Below are 16,257 nucleotides of genomic sequence, written 5' to 3'. Positions count from 1 at the left end.
CGGACCCTTATCCAGAGTAGCGGGTTTGCCGACTAACCTGAGTTACTGGAGTCGGTACCCGCATGTGCCACGTGCTGATCATCGAGGACGAGCCGCTGATCGCGCTCGACATCGAGATGATACTTGCCGAGCAAGGTGCGACATCGTTCGACGTGGCGACGACCGAGGACGACGCGGTCGCCCGCGCGCTCGACCACCGGCCCGACCTCATCACGTCGGACGTCAAGCTCGCCGCCGGCCGCGGCCCCGACGCGGTGGAGCGGATCGAGGAGGCGCTGGGTCCCGTCCCCGTCATGTTCGTCACCGGCTCGCCCGACGAGTGCCGCCCCTGCGACCCGCCCAAGCTGGTCCTGCCCAAGCCGGTCACCACCGCCGCCCTCACCCGCGCCTTCCGCAAGCTCCGGCGCGGCTAAAACCTTGCCCTCTCCCGCTTGCGCGGGAGAGGGACAGCTGCGAAGCAGCAGGGTGAGGGCCTGGGAAGGGCGCATCCCAAAGAACAGGCCCTCACCCACGCTCGCAAGCGAGCCTGTCTTTCTCCCGCGAAAGCGGGAGGGGATAAAAAGAAAAGGGCGACGCGTTCCCGCGCCGCCCTTCCCTCACTGGCGTGGAGCTTCGGCTCAGCCGCGCTCGCCGCTGCGCGGATAGCTCGGCGCGGGCTGCTGGTACGTGCCCTGCGGCTGCGGCTGCGGCGCGCCCGTGTAGTACTGCCCGTTCTGGTAGTAGCCGTCGACGCAGCCGTCGTTGTTCTGGTCGGCCCAGACCGCGCCGGCCAGGCCGCCGACCAGCGCGCCCACGACCGCGCCCGTGATCGGGTCGACGCCGCCGACCACCGCGCCGACGCCCGCACCGCCGACCGCGCCGATGCCGGCGCCCGTCGCCGCACCGCCCGCCAACGTCGGGCAGCGACGCGCCGGGTTGTAGCCCGCCGGAGCGCCCGCATAATATTGGCCGTTCTGATAATAACCGTCGACGCGGCCGTCGCTGTCGCGGTCGCCCCAGACGGCGCCGGCGACGCCGCCGACCGCCGCGCCCAGCACCGCGCCTTCGATGATCCCCAGACCGCCGACCGCGGCGCCCAGGCCCGCACCGGCCGCGGCGCCGATGCCCGCGCCCGTGGTGACGTCGCCCGTGCTAGCGCCGGTGGTCGAGCACGCGCCGAGCGACAGCGAAGCCGCGCTTACGGCGGCGACGAGAGCTTTCTTCATACGCCTTCTCCTACATTGAGTCCGGTGAACGCCTCGGAGGCCGGACGGGCCGAACGGACCCGCCACGGCGGCGATAACGGCGCGTAGCTCGTTACGTTCCCGAACCCAGTCGTTGAAACTAGTTCAGGGTGATAGCTAAAGGGGAAGCCCGGAGTTGTTCTCCTACAACTTGTACATCCAGCGAAGTTCCCGCCGCCCATCTCGCCCGCTACACATCCCACCGCGCGCGCAGCTCGGTTAATTTGACTTTAGCACCTCCGCGTCACAACGGACCCCCGCGCCGGGGGGTCGGCGACCGTATCGGAGCCTTTCACCCGCGTGTTCCTGCGCAACGATCACGGCCTGGAGTTCGCCGGCGGCGCGTCCGTCCGGTTGACGGCCGCGTTCGCGCCGCCCCATTTCGGCCGCGCCGTCCCGCCCGAACCGACGCGGGTCGATCGCCTGCGCGCGCAGGCCGCCGCGATCGACTGGGTGCCCGACCTCGGCAAGAACGTGGGCCGCCCCGACTGGTGGCGCGGCGTCCTCACCTGCACCGCGCTCTGCGCCGCCGCCTGGTCGCTCAACCCCGGCTTTCGTCCGCTCACCGGCGCGGTCGCGCCCCCGCTCAGCGGGTCTGAGTGGGACGAGGCGCGCGCCCAGGCGATCGCGCCGCTCGGGCTCGGCGCCGACACCGGCCGCCGCATGGCCGCGAACGACCTCGTTCGCCCGCTCGCCGACGCGCCGGAGCGCCCTAGCGTCGAGCTCGCCGCCACCTTGGGCGAAGGCGACTCCTTCGAGCGCGTGCTGCTGCGCTCGGGCGTGGGCCGCCCCGACGCGCAGACCGCCGCCGCGCTGCTTTCGAGCGCGGTGCCGCTCTCCGATCTCGAGCCCGGCACGCGCGTCGAGCTGACGCTCGGCCGCCGTCCCCTGCGCACAGTACCCCGCCCGCTCGAACGGATGCGCCTGCGCGCGCGCTTCGACCTCAACGTCTCCGTCGAGCGCACCGCGGGCGCGCTCGCCATGACGCGCCGGCCGATCGCGGTGGACGAGACGCCGCTGCGCATCCAGGGCGTGGTCGGTGACGGCCTGTACCGCTCCGCGCGCGCCGCGGGCGCGCCGCCCAAGGCGGTCGAGGCTTACCTGCGCGCGCTGGCGACCCGCTTCTCCGTCGGCCGCGACATCGACGCGTCCGACCGCTTCGACCTCATCGTCGCACGCCGCCGCGCCGCCACCGGCGAGGAGCGGCTGGGCGAGCTGCTCTACGCCGGTCTCGACCAAGGCGGGCGGCGGACGCGCCTTGTCCGCTTCGGTGCCGACGGCCAGGAAGCCTCGGGCCGGTGGTTCGACGCGTCCGGCCGCACCGAGCGCCGGGGCTTCATGGGCATGCCCGTCGCCGGCCGCATCTCGTCGGGCTTCGGCATGCGCCTCCACCCGCTCCTCGGCTTCCTGCGCATGCACAAGGGGCTCGACATCGCCGCGCCCCACGGCATGCCGATCCATTCGGCGATGGACGGCGTGGTGCAGTTCGCCGGCCGCTCGGGCGGCTACGGCAATTTCATCAAGGTGGCGCATGGGCAAGGCGTCGTCAGCGGCTACGGCCATCTGAGCCGCTTCGCCGTCGGCGCCGGCAAGCGCGTCCGCCGCGGCGAGGTGATCGGCTATGTCGGCTCGACGGGCATCTCGACGGGCCCGCACCTCCATTGGGAGGTCTGGAAGCACGGCCGCCCCGTCAACCCGCGCTCGATCAGCTTCGACCAGGTCGAAGCGCTCTCCGGTGAACAGCTCCGCGCGTTTAAGGACCGCGTCGCCCGCCTGCTGGCGACGCCGCTTTCCTAAGGCGCGGACTGTCCTACAAGGGCGTGATCGCGCTAAGGTCGAACCTCCGCTCTTTGATATCGCGAACGCCCGCCCGATCCGCGACGCCCTCGCCGCGCCGAAAAGGACGCGAACGCACCTGAAATAGGCTCAAAGGTGACGCGAACGCCCGAGTCGCGCCACGGAAAGCGGCGAGTCGCACCAGCAATTCCAACAACTTAGCTCAGTATAACGTATAGGAAACCCGGCCAGGCGCGGCACCTTCGGATACTTACGCGCGCCAGATAGCCGCAACGGCCCGCTTACTTCCCCTGCGCGCGCCATTTCTGGATCGTGCGGTGGATGATCCCCTCCTCGCCGCCGACGTCGCGCCACAGGTCGGAGAAGACGGGGTCGCTCGACGCGGGCCGGCGGTTTTCCTCCAACCCGTCGAAGCTCACGCGGATCGGCACCGCCACGCCCTCGCCGCAGATGATGCATTCGCGGTTGCGGAGCGCCGGGATCGAGTCGAGAAAGCCGCGCGCGCCTTCCGGCATCGCCGCGCGCACGAACGCCTGGTCGACCTCGTTGTTGAGGCGCATGGCGACGATGGTGCCGCACTGCGACAGCACGCCGTCCGCCAGGTCGGACGGCCGCTGCGTGATCAGGCCTAAGCTGACGCCGTACTTACGGCCTTCCTTGGCGATGCGCGACAGGATGCGCCCCACCGACGACCCGTTGTCGTGGCGCGGCACGTAGCGGTGTGCCTCCTCGCAGACGAGGAGCACGGGCCGCTTCGGCTCGTTCCTGGACCAGATCGCGAAGTCGAACGTCATGCGGCTCAGCACCGCGACCACCGTGGACGTGATGTCGGACGGCACGCCCGACACGTCGATGATGGAGATGGGTTTGCCGTCGCCCGGCAGGCGGAACACGCGGGCGAGGAACTGCTGCATCGTGTCCGCGACCAGCATGCCGGAGAACATGAAGCCGTAGCGCGGGTCCGCCTTGATCTCCTCGATCTTGGTCTTGAGCCGGAGATAGGGCGCGGTGTCGCCCGCCCGGTCCATCTTGCCCATTTCCTGGCTGATGCCGTTGGTCAGGTCGGAGAGGAGGTACGGGACGGGCGCGTCCACCGTCAGCTTGGCGATCTCCTGCCCGATCCGGTTCTTGGCCCTGGCCTGGAGCAGGCACTTGGCCAGGATGTCCGCGTCGATCTGCCGCTCGGAGCCCTGCGTGGTGAGGAACACCTCGCAATGCTCCTCGAAGTTCATCAGCCAGTAGGGCATCTGCAGGTTGTTGACGTCGTAGATCGCGCCGTTGGTCCGGAACGCCGCCGAATATTCGCCGTGCGGGTCGATCATGACGATATGCCCCTGCGGCGCGAGGTCGCAGATGCGGTGGAGGATGAGCGCGGCGCTCGTCGACTTGCCGGTGCCCGTCGAGCCCACCAGCGCGAAATGCTTGCCCAGCATCGCGTCGACGTAGAGCGCGGCGCGCGTGTCCCTGGTCGGGTAGACCGCGCCGATCTCGATATGCGCGCGGTCGTCGGCGGCGTAGATCTGCTTCAAGTCCGCGGTCGAGATGGGATGCACCTCGCAGCCCGGCGTCGGGTAGCGGGTCACGCCGCGGCGGAAGTTGTAGAGCTTGCCCGTCAGCCGCTCCTCGTCGCCTTCCCCTAAGAAGTCGATGTCGGCCATGATCCGATCGTTGTCCGTCGGATCGAGCTGGAGGCTGCGGACGTTGGCGACCAGCCACGCCGACCCCACGCGCATCTTGATCTGCGTGCCGACCTGGCCCGTGGTCGCGACCACCGGGTCGGGGTGGCCCGCCAGCGCCTGGAGCGACGCGATGTCGATCAGCGCGCGGCTGCTCGACCCGGCGATGGCGAGCACGAAGCCGACCGGTCCGACCGCCTGGGGCGGCGCCATGTCGGCGGGCGCCGGCATGGGCTGGGCGAAGGCGTCGGCGCCGGGCATGAAGCTCATGGGGTGTGCTGGTCCTCTGGGCGGTAGGACGCCCGCTATGCCCTTCCAATCGTAAAGATTGCGTGGCTCAGCGCCTTGCCGAGACCCAGCCCGCGAACCAGCCCAGCCCGACCGACAGCGCCACCGCGACCAGGCCGTAGGCGAGCGACGCCCGCTCCGCCGCCCGCGCGACGAAGCGCTCGAAGCCCGATTTGCGGATGTCGATCTCGCGCACTGCGGCGGCGAGCACGCGGCCGTCACGGATCAGGAACGTCTCCGCGGTGAAGCGTCCCACCGGCACGCGCGCCGGGATCTGCACGCGCGCGCGGTAGAGCACGCCGCCCGTGATCTCCACCGCGCCCGGCGCCTCGTAATAGAGCCCCGTCCGCCGCCTGAGCTCGACCAGCCCCTCGGCGAAGCGGTTCTCCACCTCCGGCGCGGCGCTCGACGCGGGCGAGAGCTGCAGGCTATCGAGCCCCAGCTCGTAGATCGCCCGCGTCCGCGCATCGACAATCTCGGTGATCGGCCTGGAGGAGGCGACGGCGTAGAAGGACGGCGCGGACCGGTAGCGCAGGTCCTCGGCGTTGACCCAGATGCCCGCGACCCGTTGCTTCTCGCGCACGCGGATCGACTGGGTCGGCCCCTTCACCACCACGACGATGTCGGCGGGCACCCGGCCCTGCGGCACGCGCCCGCCCGGGTAGAGGATCGCGCCGAACAGCAGGAGCTCCGCGCCGGTGAAGCTGTAGACGATCTCGATCTCGCGCTGCGACACGTCGGGCACCAGGGTCGGCGCGGGCGCCTGCGCCATGACGACCGGCGCCGCGACGGCGAGAAGTGCCGCGCGCCTCATGCGGGCTCGACGGAGAAGATCGCCTCCGGCCGCCACACGAGCCCCAAGAAGATGCGGCTCGCGACCAGCAGCACGATGATCGCCAGCGCGAGGCGCAGATATTCCGGCTTGGCCCGCGACGCGAATCGCGCGCCGAGCTGCGCGCCGGTGACGGAGCCGATCAGCAGCAGGCCCGCGAGCACGATGTCGACCGCCTCCGTCGTCAGCGCATGGACGAGCGTCGCGATCGCGGTGACGAACAGCGTCTGGAACAGGCTGGTCCCCACCACCACGGCGGTCGCCATGCCGAGCAGATACACCATCGCCGGCACCAGGATGAACCCGCCGCCGATGCCGAGCAGGATGGTGAGCGTCCCCACCCCGAAGCCGAGCAGCAGCGGGGCCAGCGGCGAGATGTAGAGCCCCGACGCGTAGAAGCGCGTGCGCAGCGGCAGGCTCGCCACCAGCGGATGGTGACGCCGCTTCGCCGGCCTCGGCGCCAGGCGTCCTTTCGAGACCCCGATCGTCTGCAGCGACTCGCGCAGCATCAACCCGCCGATCGAGCCCAGCAACACGACGTAGGTGACCGCGATCACCGTGTCCGTCTGTCCCGTCGCCTGCAACAGCCGGAACACCCACGCCCCGAACAGCGAGCCCAGCGCCCCGCCCGCGACGAGCACGCCGCCCATCTTCAGGTCCACGCCCCCGCGCCTTAAGTGCGCGAAGACGCCCGACACGCTCGCCCCCGTCACCTGCGTCGCCGACGAGGCGGCGGCGACGGTGGGCGGGATGCCGTAGACGATGAGCAGCGGCGTGGTGAGGAACCCGCCGCCCACCCCGAACATGCCCGATAATAGGCCCACCGCGCCGCCCAACGCGACGATCACGAGCGCGTTCACCGACAGGTTGGCGATGGGAAGATACAGGTTCATGCGCGGGTCGGGTCTAGCAAGCCCGGTCCTAGAAATCAGTTCCTAAAGACAATGCCGGCCCCGAACCGGGCCGCGCGAGGCCCGCCACGCGCCACCGATAATCCAGCGTGGCCCTTATCCGGCGTCCGCCCACCGGCAGCGAGACGCCGACCGTCGGTCCCACGTCCACCCGCTCCGCCCCGCGCTGCGCCCCGCCCCACGCGCCGGCGCCGACGTCGACCGCGACCCCTCCCGTGTCGTCGAGACCGTGGGTCAACCGCGCCGCGCCGTCGGCGAAGCCTTCCACCCCGTCCCGCTCGATCGCACCCGCCTGGCCGTACGCCTCCAGCCGAAACCCCGCCCCGAGCTTCCGGTCGACGCCGGCGATGATCCCGGCGCTCGGCCCGCCCCGCGCGCCGTCGTCGAGCGCGAAGCGTTGTTCGGCAAACAGCCGGATCGCCGCGCCCGGCACGCGCAGCTCGACGCCCAGCGCCGCCTCGCGCCCACGCCCCTCCAGCGGCGTCGCGACCCGACCCACGAGCGCGACGCGCCGCGCCGCGCCGAGCGCATAGGTGACCCGCGCGCCCGCCTGACTCCCGCCGAGCTGGCTCGACCCGAGCCCGCCGGCGGGCCCGCTCGGCCGCGCGATCGCCCACACGCTACCGCCCCAGCGGCTGGCCCCAGGTTGGTTCGGCGCGATCTGAGGTATGATGATCGGCTTGTCATCGGTGCCCCGCGTAGTCGTGGCCGCCGGTTCGGATACTTCGGACGGCGGGACGATCACCGCTGACCCCGGCGATGTTGGACCGCCCAGCTCCGCCGTCGCTCGTGTCCTTGGCGTCGGACGCGGATAAGTAGAAGCCGCCGTGGAGCTCTCCGGCCTCGCAGCGGCGACCGGCGCCGCATAAGCCGGCCTGAACGCCACCGTCTTCGCCGCCGCCCGGCCGACCACATGCGGCGCGGCGATCGGCAGGTCGCCCGCCGGCCAGAGGACGAGGACCCGCAGTCCCACCCAACCCCCGACCACCATGGTGAGGAAACGGAACGGACGTCCCGCCCTCATGCCGGCTCCGCGCGCAGGTCGGGAAACCGGTGCGCGGTCTTGTCCCAGACGGGCGCGGCCCCGCGCAGCATGGCGACGTAGCGCCACACCGCGCGACGCACCGCGAGCAGCGACACCGCGTTGGCGACGAACAGCCGTGGGATCGCGCGCAGCCCCTCGCGCCAGCCATAGTGCCGCGCCGTGAACGCCACCCGGCACGACAGCCGCCAGGCGAGCAGGCCCGCGTTGACCGTCAGCACGCGTTGCAGCACCGGGTCGACGGGCGGCCGCACCTCGCCTACCGCCCAGTAAGCCGCGCCGGTGCAGGCCCACAAGATGAGGGCCAGATACGCCGCCGCCAGCACCAGCACCGCTACCGGAGCCCGCCGGTCGCGGGCGCGCATCCAATGATCCGCCAATGCGAGCGGGCGGCTCCAGCCCGTCCGGTCCCAGCCGGTGAGCGCGATCCCGGTGATCCACCGCGCTTGCTGGCGAACCGCGGGATCGAGTGCGTCGGGGAAATAGGCCCGCGTGGCCACCAGCCCGCCGCGCTCGTCGGCGACCCTCGCGAAGCATCCGCGAAAGCCTAGGCGGGCCAAGCGAAGCCCCTGCTCATAGTCTTCGCACAGCGCGTCGGCGGCGAACGGATCGCCGCCGCGCTCCTCCGCCAACGCGGCGAGCGCGTCGCAGCGGATCGCGCAACCCACGCCCGCCAGCGGCATGCCCGCGCCGACGGCGTTCCGCACGACCATCGCCTTGCCATGCGCCTCCGCGAAAAAGTCCGCGTAGCTCCCGGAGATCGCCCAGGCGTCGGATCGGACGAGCGGGAGCACCGGAACCTGAACGGCGGCGTAGCGGTCCAGGAGCGCGTCGAAGACGGTGAGCTCCGCGGGATGGATCACGTCCTCGGCGTCGTGGAGCACGACCGCGCGCGTCTCCGCGCCACCCTCCTCGTCGTCGCGCCGCAGCGCGCGCCACAGGACGTTCAGATTGTCGCCCTTGGTCGTCGGCCCCGACCGCGGTCCGACGACCAAGCGGACGCGCGGGTCGCGGCCGGCGACCTCCCGAACCGCCGCGATCGTCGCGGGGTCGTTCGGGTAGGCGCCGACATAGATGCTGAAATCGGCGTGCCGGATGCGCGCCAGCGCCGTGTCCAGCATCGCGCCGATCACCGCCACCTCGTCCCAGGCGGGCACGAAGACGGCGAAGCGCCCCGGCCTATCCGGCGGCGGGAGCCGATCCAGCCGCAGGCGGCGATCCCGGCCTAGCGCGCGGCGCAGGAGGTAAACGCCGTCCACCAGCAGGTCGTCGATGCCGCCCACCAGGAAGCCGAACGCCGCGAACAGCAGCACCTCGCGCGTGACCGCGTCCAGCCCCCACAGCACCCAGTCCACCCGCGCCCCCGCGAAGCCCCCGAACGGGCAGCTTCGACGCTTTCCTGACGTGGATCAAGAGCGCCCGCGCGACGTTATGGCGGGCAGATCCCTTCCCCTTTCGGGATCGGTGCCGAAAGGCACGGCCGCGCCGATGCGTAGCACGCGGCGCGGCCAATGCTGGGCGGCCCCTCGGGGCCGCCCCTTTCTCCCGCGGCTTACCAGTAGAAGCCGCGGATCACGTCCACCACGACGCCGCGCCGCGTATCGACGAGCAGCAGGTCGTCATAGTGCCGCACCCAGCGCTGGAAGCCCACCGGCCGGGGCAGGTGGTAGCGGTACGGATCGCTGATCCAGTAGCGCTGCGTGTAGTAGGGCGCGCCGATGCGCACGCCGGGACGGAAGCTGTTGTAGCCGAACGGCGCGCGCCAGTTCCCGCCCGCGTAGAGCGCGCGGTTGCGCTGGCGGTAGTCGCGCCAGTCGTTGCGGCGCCAGTCGTTGCGGCGCCAATCGTTTTGACGGTAATCGCGCAGGTCCTCGCGATACTCGCGACGCGCCTCGCGCAGGTCGCGGCGGGCGTCGCGGATGTCCTCGCGGTCGCCGTAGCGGTACGCGCGGCGCAGCTCGCGCTGCTCCTCGCGGATCTCCTGGCGGTCGCGGCGCAGCTCGCCGCGCCCCTGCGCCTGGGCGGCCGCCGGCACCAGGGCGGTGGCGGCCAACAGGGCGGCGGTGATCAGTTTACGCATGATCTCACTCCTCACACGACGGGATTGCTGATCGCCCGTCTTGAGGAGGGATGTAACCGGGTCGCGCTGAACGATACGGGAACGCGCCTGTAAGCCGGCGTGCAGCTTTTACGGCGTCGTGCGCCCGCCTCCCGCCGCCCCCGCGGCGCCCGGTGCGCCCACGGTGCCGATATTGCCGAACAGCTCTTCGAAGAAGCCGCGCTCGCGCCCGAGCGTCGGCGTCTCCTTGCGTGAGGGGTTGATGGACGCGACCTGGTCCATGCCCGAACGGCGGATCGCGGACACGTTGCCCGCCTGGTCGAAGCTGATCTGCAGCGTGATCTGCTCGCGCGGCCGCGGGTTGCGGAAGGCGAGATTGCTGCTGTCCCGCGCGACGTAATACCAGTCGGCATTGTCGAACTGGCCGGTGAAGCTGGGCCGCCCCAGCGTCTGGAGCACCGACTGGCGGTTGTCGACGCCGGGCTGGACGGAGTTCACGAGGTCGGCGTCGATCACGTAACCCTGGTGCGAACGCAGCGGCGTGCACGCGCCGGCGGCGAGCAGGCCGGCCAGGAGGACCGAGCGGACGAGAAGCGGCTTCATCGAATACTCCAGGGGTACAGGCCAAGGGTTCGAGCGCGCGTGGCGGCCCTAGCCGTTGATCGAAACGCGGTTCGGTTCGATATGCCATCGCACCCGCGCGGGCAAGCGCGGGGGATGTTCGAGGACCACGGAATTGGGTTTGATCAACAGGTTGTTCGGCCGGCAGGACCATGAGCCGACGTTCCTGCTCTACAACGCGGTGGTGCTGCGCGCGCGCGAGCCGCACTGGTATCTGGAGGGCCGCGTGCCCGACACGGTGGACGGCCGGTTCGACATGGTCGCGGCCGTGCTGTCCTTGGTGCTGCTCCGCATGGAGGACGACCACGCCCAGGGCGCGGAACCCGCGGCCCGACTCGCCGAGCGCTTCGTCGACGACATGGACAACCAGCTCCGCCAGCTCGGCATCGGCGACATCACCGTCGGCCGCCACGTCGGCAAGATGATGAGCATGCTCGGCGGCCGTCTCGGCGCATTCCGCGACGGCATCGCCGCCGGCGACATCGACGGCGCGATCACGCGCAACCTCTACCGCGGCGAAGCGCCCGACGCGCCTGCGCTGGCGCATGTCCGCTCCGAGCTGCTCGCGCTCCACGAACGGCTGCGCGCCGTGCCCATCCCGCAAATCGTCGAAGGACATCTGCCGTGACGCCGGAGTTCAGCCGTCCCGAGCGCATCGACCAGATCCACGAGCGCGAGCGGGTGGTCGAGATGACCGCCACGCCCGACGAGCGCGCGGCGCTCGCGAAACGCTTCGACCTCGTCTCGATCGACCGCCTCCGCGCGCATTTCGCGATCCGGCGCGAGGCGGCGGGGATCACCGCGCGCGGGCGCGTCGAGGCCGACCTGGTGCAGGCCTGCTCGGTCACGGGCGAGCCGGTCACGACGCATGTGGACGAGGCGGCCGAGCTGCTGTTCGTACCGGAGCAGGAGGACGCCGGCGACGAGGTCGAGCTCTCCGCCGACGCGCTGGACAGCGTGCCCTATACGGGCGACCGCATCGACCTCGGCGAGGCGGCGGCGGAGACGATGGCGCTCGCGCTCGACCCCTTCCCGCGCAGCCCGGGCGCGGCCGCGGCGCTGCGCGAGGCCGGTGTGCTGACCGAAGAGGAGGCCAAGCCGCTCGGCCCGCTGGCGGGGCTCCGGGACAAGCTGGAGGGGCGCTGAGCGACCCCGCGGACCCTGCGTGCACGGGCGGCCATAGTCGATCCAGCAACTCTGGATTTACAGCGGGATAGCGTGTATGGGTGCGCGCGGGGTGGAGGGACGATGGCGCACTACCGCGTTTACAAGCTGAACGAGAGCAACGGCCGGATCATCAAGGGCAAGGACATGGACGCGCCGTGCGACCATGCGGCCATGCGCGCGGCCGAGCGCGACGGCGACTGCCCCGTCTGCGAGGTGTGGCGCGGCGCGAAGAAGGTCGGCACGGTCGACTAAGCGGTCCCCAGCCGCTCCTCAATCCAGGCGACGCCGAACGCGCATAGGGGCGCGGCGTCCATCAGCACACCCGCGGCCCCGCCGATCGACCCTCGCACGCCGGTCCCCGCGGCGAGGAAGGCGCGGATGATCTCCGCGAAATAATCCTCGGCCAAGCCGTCCACCACGGGCTCGCTGGTGTCGAACTCCTCCGTCCAGCGCCACTCGACGCCCGCAGGCGTGGCGAAGGGCGTCTCGTATCGGAGCACGCGCTTGCCGGGCACCCACGCCAGGTGCTCGGCATGGTGGAGCAGGGTCGCGGTGTCGAGCGGCGCGCCGACCATGAGCACGCGGCCCCCGGCCTCCACCAGCTTGGCGAACGGCGATCCGGGGCCGTAGCCGTAATCGAGCGGGTGGTCGGCGGTGAACCACTCGGCCTGCCCGCCCAGCGCCACCACCGACGCGCCCGGATTGCCGCTGCGCCGCGCGCCGGGCGTGGTGCGCAGGAACTCGGGGTATGCGCCGTTCATCCGCACCGCGCGCGATCGGGCCGGATCGAAGCCGGGCACATGATCGCGCCACTCGGGAAGCACGCGCCCCTGCTCGTCCATCAGGTCGGTATGGACGCTGTCCCAGTCGGCGTAACCGAGCACCGTGCCGTCCGGCCCGACCGCGTCGGACAATGCCCCGATCAGCGCGTCCGGACCGTTCAGCAGCGGCCCCACCCCCCTCATCGCCGCGTGGACCAGGACGGCGTCGCCCGGCCGGAGCCCAAGTGCCAGGAGGTCGGCGCGGAGCGAGGCGCGGGTGCGGAACATGGGTCCGGACATAGCATCGGGCCGCGTTCGCGCGCGAGCCGGTCGTTACGGGAACATCTGCCACCCCAAACGCGTATTCGCGGCAGCAAGTCGCCCGAGAAAAACAGGAGAAACAAGATGAAAGCCCTTCTCGCAAGCGCCGCGGCCCTCGCACTGCTCGCCGGCTGCGCCCAGACGACCACCGATAGCTCGACGACCGCCGCGGCCGCCGTCGACCCCAGCTCGCCGCTGTCCGCGCCGGGCTTCATGGCGATGGCCGCGTCTAGCGACCAGTTCGAGATCCAGTCGAGCCAGATGGCGCTGCAGATGTCGCAGAACCCGCAGGTCCGCGCCTACGCCCAGACGATGATCGACCACCACACGCGCACCACCGCCGAACTGACGCAGCTCGCGTCGGCGAACAACCTCACCCCGCCCCCGCCCACGCTGATGCCGAACCACCAGGCGCTGCTCGACCAGCTCCGCACCGCCCAGCCTGGCCAGTTCGACGCCGCCTACAAGCAGGCGCAGATCACGTCGCACCAGGAGGCGCTGACGCTGATGCAGAACTACGCGTCGCAGGGCGACCTGCCGCCGTTCCGCCAGTTCGCCTCGAACACCTCTCCGATCATCCAACAGCATCTTGCGCAGGCGCAGACGCTTCCCGACATGGCGATGATGCAGCAGCAGCCGGCTCCGGCCTACACGCCGCCGCCGTCGCGGGCCGGCGAGCGCGGCTGACGACGCGGACTGAATTAGGAGGCCTATGAACCTGTTGCGTTCGGCGCTTGGGCACTCGGCCCGCGCCCTGTTCATCGGAGCCTGCACGGCGGCGGTGGCCCTCGGGTCGCCGTCGTCTGCGTTCGCGCAGGCTCCCTCCAGCTTAGCAGCCGAGATCGCCGACGCGGACGCCCCGCGCGAAATCCGCGCCTTCTACCGCGCCCGCGGCAACCAGCCGCTCTGGATCCGCGGCGGCGCGATCGGGCCGGAGGCGGAGCGACTGCTCGACCTGATCGCCTCCGCCGAGCTCGACGGGCTCGACCCCGGCGACTACCGCCCACGCGACCTGACGAGGGCGCTGGAACGGGCGGAGGGCGGCTCGCCCCGCGCGCTAGCCCGCGCCGAGATGGCGCTGTCGCGCTCCTTCGCGCAGCTCGCCCGCGACATGCGCGCGCCCCGCGACATCGGCATGCACTTCGCCGACGCCGAGCTCCGGCCGCAGGCGCCGACGATGCGGGCGATGCTGGAGCAGGCGGCCGCCGCGCCGTCGCTCGCCGCCCATGTCGACGGCATGGGCTGGATGAACCCGGTCTATGCCGGCCTCCGCCGCGCGGCGACCGACCAGATGCGCTACGCCGACGACGCGACGCTCGACCTGGTGCGCGCCAACCTCGACCGCGCGCGCGTGCTGCCGGGCGCGGCGCAACCGGGCCGCTACGTGCTCGTCGACGCGGCGGCGGCGCGGCTGTGGATGTATGAGAACGGCCGCGCGGTCGGCTCCATGCGCGTGGTGGTCGGCAAGCCGACCGAGCCCACGCCGATCATGGCGGGCCTGATCCGCTACGCCAGCGTCAACCCGTACTGGAACCTGCCGCCCGACCTCGTCCGCCTGCGCGTCGCGCCCGGCGCGGTCGAGCAGGGGCCGGGGTTCCTGAAGGCCAAGCGTTTCGAGGCGCTGTCCGACTGGTCGGACAACGCCCGCGTCGTGAACCCGGCGACGATCGATTGGCGCGCGGTCCGCGAGGGCCGCATCGACGCGCGTGTCCGCCAGCTGCCGGGGCCGAACAACGCCATGGGGCGCATCAAGTTCATGTTCCCCAACTCGCTCGGCATCTACCTCCACGACACGCCGGAAAAGGCGCTGCTGCGCGAGGACGACCGGCTCTTCTCGTCCGGCTGCGTCCGCCTGGAGGACGCGCCCCGCCTCGCGCGCTGGCTGTTCGGCAAGCCGGTCTCGACCAAGGCCACGACGCCCGAGAAGCGCGTCGACCTCGCCCAGCCGGTGCCGGTCTACATCACCTACCTGACCGTCGCGGCCGAGGGGCAGGACATGGTGTTCCGGCCCGACGTGTATAACCGGGATCGGGTGCGGATGGCGGGCGGGGATGCCGGGAGGTACGCGAGCCGGTAAGGCGCAGGGCGCACGCGCCGAGCGAAGCTCGAAGCGAGACGCCCCAGCCCGGCCGGCCTAGCTCCAGCTAGGTCCGACGACGCGGCTTCGCCGCGGCGTGGCGTAAAAGTCGCTAACCCGGAACAGCGCGTGGTGCTCTGACCGTCAGCTAAGCGTGGAATGCCGATAAGTCATAGCCGGACATGCGGACGCTTACGGGCGCGGACCTGCTATTTGCGTCTGTCTGGATGGGATCACCCGCGTCGGTACTCCTAAAGGTCGCCGCAGGCGGTGAAGTGCATGTTGGTCAGACTCGGCTTGATGTCGAGCAGACGACGGCGCAAAGCCGCGCTCACGATGACCCTGTAACCACCGGACAATCCGAATTTGGTCTGCCGGAACACATGCAGCGATGGGTCAAGATCGTCCCGGACCCGGCATGAGACATACCCCACCAGCGCTGGCGGGTATGGCCCGCTCGGTCCTCTGTACTCGACGATCGAGTTCGCGATGTCGATCGCCGGGATGTTGCGGACGACGTCGACCAAGTAGAAGTCGCCCGGAACCGTGCCGCCGTCCTTCCCCCGGATCAGCAGCCGCTTCCAGACGAGGGCGTCGGCGTCCACCTCGCGGAACAGCTCCAGCAGCCGCCCGCTCATCACCAGCATGCCACGATAATTCCAAAGGTCGGGCATCTTGATGCGTGCGGTTGAAGTGTGGAACCGAAACACGGAGTTGTCTGGCACCCGATCCAAGCCGCAGCCACTACCGAAGTGAGGCTGACCCGGTCCTGGGTCACCCTCCCAAGTCATCCCGTCCGGCAGCTTGCTCTCGTAAGCTTCCCTGAAAAACCAGTAGCGTTGGTCCTGAGGCGAGCGACCATGAAATACGTCGACCAACTCTGCAGCGGTCTGGCTCCGCCACGGCGGGCAGGGCGGGATCACACGCACCTTCTCGTCCTCGCGCATCCCGGCGGGGATCTGAGGCTCGTACGCGGGCGGCAGCAGGCCTTCGCCCTCAATGCGGATGATGCGATCGGGATCGATCATCGTCGTTATCGCTCTCCAGACGCGGCGGTCACCCTTTGACCTCGTTGTAATCGTCTTAAGTGCAGGATGCCTTACCCAGCCGACGCCCGCTATGGGTCGAGCACGGACATGACGAAAACCGCTGTCCTACAAGCTGCGACGATCCTACCGTCACGATTCGCTCTTTGACATCGTTCGTCCCACTAAGAAGCCGCGTGCGACGCGAGCGATCCGCCAGCTCCTACTGCTACTCACTCGCAACGAGCCGCCGAGCGTTCTTGGCGTGTACTTTAGTGTACTTCCGCCTCCGACAGCGCGCAGGCGACGAGCACACGTCCAGACGCGTCAACTTCACCGACGCGTTCTATAGACGTAATTCCAGTGACTTAGCCCATCACCATCGCTCGTTCCCCGCCGAAAACACCGTCAAACAGGCGTTTCCGTGTCAAAGTCGTCAAACTCACCCGCGAGAACG

The 16,257-nt window shown here is 70.5% G+C and carries 17 protein-coding genes; 7 read left to right on the top strand and 10 right to left on the bottom strand.

Features of this window, described 5'->3' with window-relative positions; translation table 11 throughout:
* Positions 1-62 precede the first annotated feature (62 nt).
* Positions 63-413: a response regulator gene (locus CKY28_RS09815; protein ID WP_095998141.1), complete on the top strand. Its 351-nt coding sequence runs from the start codon at positions 63-65 to the stop codon at positions 411-413.
* Positions 414-617: 204 nt separating this feature from the next.
* Here CKY28_RS09815 and CKY28_RS09810 read toward each other — a convergent pair whose 3' ends face one another.
* Positions 618-1,205 carry a hypothetical protein gene (locus tag CKY28_RS09810; protein WP_095998140.1) on the bottom strand — a complete coding sequence of 196 codons (588 nt, stop codon included), beginning with the start codon at positions 1,203-1,205 and terminating at the stop codon, positions 618-620.
* 318 nt (positions 1,206-1,523) lie between these two features.
* On the opposite strand from CKY28_RS09810, the gene CKY28_RS09805 reads away from it, so the two are divergent.
* Positions 1,524-3,020: a M23 family metallopeptidase gene (locus tag CKY28_RS09805; protein WP_095998139.1), complete on the top strand. Its 1,497-nt coding sequence runs from the start codon at positions 1,524-1,526 to the stop codon at positions 3,018-3,020.
* 281 nt (positions 3,021-3,301) lie between these two features.
* Here the strand turns inward: CKY28_RS09805 and CKY28_RS09800 are convergent, their stop codons facing one another.
* The 7 genes from CKY28_RS09800 to CKY28_RS09770 form a co-directional block, all read right to left on the bottom strand.
* Complete coding sequence (locus CKY28_RS09800; RefSeq protein ID WP_095998138.1) at positions 3,302-4,966, bottom strand: ATP-binding protein; 1,665 nt, start codon at positions 4,964-4,966, stop codon at positions 3,302-3,304.
* A gap of 67 nt (positions 4,967-5,033) precedes the next feature.
* The gene (locus tag CKY28_RS09795; protein ID WP_095998137.1) at positions 5,034-5,798 is read right to left on the bottom strand and encodes a TIGR02186 family protein; all 765 of its coding nucleotides are present in this window, start codon (positions 5,796-5,798) and stop codon (positions 5,034-5,036) included.
* Positions 5,795-6,709: a sulfite exporter TauE/SafE family protein gene (locus CKY28_RS09790; RefSeq protein WP_095998136.1), complete on the bottom strand. Its 915-nt coding sequence runs from the start codon at positions 6,707-6,709 to the stop codon at positions 5,795-5,797. Before CKY28_RS09790 ends, CKY28_RS09795 begins: the two co-directional genes overlap by 4 nt.
* Positions 6,710-6,737: 28 nt before the next feature.
* On the bottom strand, positions 6,738-7,751 hold the full coding sequence (locus tag CKY28_RS09785; RefSeq protein ID WP_095998135.1) for a hypothetical protein: 1,014 nt from the start codon (positions 7,749-7,751) through the stop codon (positions 6,738-6,740).
* Positions 7,748-9,124, bottom strand: a complete 1,377-nt coding sequence (locus CKY28_RS09780; protein WP_425442499.1) for a glycosyl transferase family protein — start codon at positions 9,122-9,124, stop codon at positions 7,748-7,750. The genes CKY28_RS09785 and CKY28_RS09780 overlap by 4 nt, the downstream gene beginning before the upstream one ends.
* A gap of 197 nt (positions 9,125-9,321) precedes the next feature.
* Positions 9,322-9,849 carry an RcnB family protein gene (locus CKY28_RS09775; RefSeq protein WP_095998134.1) on the bottom strand — a complete coding sequence of 176 codons (528 nt, stop codon included), beginning with the start codon at positions 9,847-9,849 and terminating at the stop codon, positions 9,322-9,324.
* A gap of 108 nt (positions 9,850-9,957) precedes the next feature.
* Positions 9,958-10,431, bottom strand: a complete 474-nt coding sequence (locus CKY28_RS09770; RefSeq protein ID WP_095998133.1) for an outer membrane protein assembly factor BamE — start codon at positions 10,429-10,431, stop codon at positions 9,958-9,960.
* 133 nt (positions 10,432-10,564) lie between these two features.
* On the opposite strand from CKY28_RS09770, the gene CKY28_RS09765 reads away from it, so the two are divergent.
* The 3 genes from CKY28_RS09765 (at position 10,565) to CKY28_RS18670 (ending at position 11,868) form a co-directional block, all read left to right on the top strand.
* Entirely contained in the window at positions 10,565-11,077 is a 513-nt protein-coding gene (locus CKY28_RS09765; protein WP_425442498.1) for a ubiquinol-cytochrome C chaperone family protein, read from the top strand.
* Positions 11,074-11,595 carry a YceD family protein gene (locus CKY28_RS09760; RefSeq protein WP_245841750.1) on the top strand — a complete coding sequence of 174 codons (522 nt, stop codon included), beginning with the start codon at positions 11,074-11,076 and terminating at the stop codon, positions 11,593-11,595. The genes CKY28_RS09765 and CKY28_RS09760 overlap by 4 nt, the downstream gene beginning before the upstream one ends.
* 102 nt (positions 11,596-11,697) lie before the next feature.
* Positions 11,698-11,868, top strand: coding sequence for a hypothetical protein (locus tag CKY28_RS18670; protein ID WP_176473043.1), 171 nt, complete (start codon positions 11,698-11,700; stop codon positions 11,866-11,868).
* Here the strand turns inward: CKY28_RS18670 and aac(3) are convergent.
* On the bottom strand, positions 11,865-12,665 hold the full coding sequence (gene aac(3) / locus CKY28_RS09755) for an aminoglycoside 3-N-acetyltransferase (RefSeq protein ID WP_176473042.1): 801 nt from the start codon (positions 12,663-12,665) through the stop codon (positions 11,865-11,867). The genes CKY28_RS18670 and aac(3) overlap by 4 nt on opposite strands.
* Before the next feature lie 117 nt (positions 12,666-12,782).
* On the opposite strand from aac(3), the gene CKY28_RS09750 reads away from it, so the two are divergent.
* Positions 12,783-13,385: a DUF4142 domain-containing protein gene (locus tag CKY28_RS09750; RefSeq protein WP_095998130.1), complete on the top strand. Its 603-nt coding sequence runs from the start codon at positions 12,783-12,785 to the stop codon at positions 13,383-13,385.
* A 25-nt stretch (positions 13,386-13,410) separates the two neighbouring features.
* Positions 13,411-14,775 carry a L,D-transpeptidase scaffold domain-containing protein gene (locus CKY28_RS09745; RefSeq protein WP_095998129.1) on the top strand — a complete coding sequence of 455 codons (1,365 nt, stop codon included), beginning with the start codon at positions 13,411-13,413 and terminating at the stop codon, positions 14,773-14,775.
* Between the two features lie 251 nt (positions 14,776-15,026).
* On the opposite strand, the gene CKY28_RS09740 is transcribed toward CKY28_RS09745, so the two are convergent.
* Entirely contained in the window at positions 15,027-15,803 is a 777-nt protein-coding gene (locus CKY28_RS09740) for an imm11 family protein (RefSeq protein WP_095998128.1), read from the bottom strand.
* Positions 15,804-16,257: the final 454 nt, after the last annotated feature.

The organism is Sphingomonas lenta (genome assembly GCF_002288825.1).
Taxonomy (GTDB): Bacteria; Pseudomonadota; Alphaproteobacteria; order Sphingomonadales; family Sphingomonadaceae; genus Sphingomonas; species Sphingomonas lenta.
This window is presented reverse-complemented; position numbering and strand designations above follow the sequence as displayed.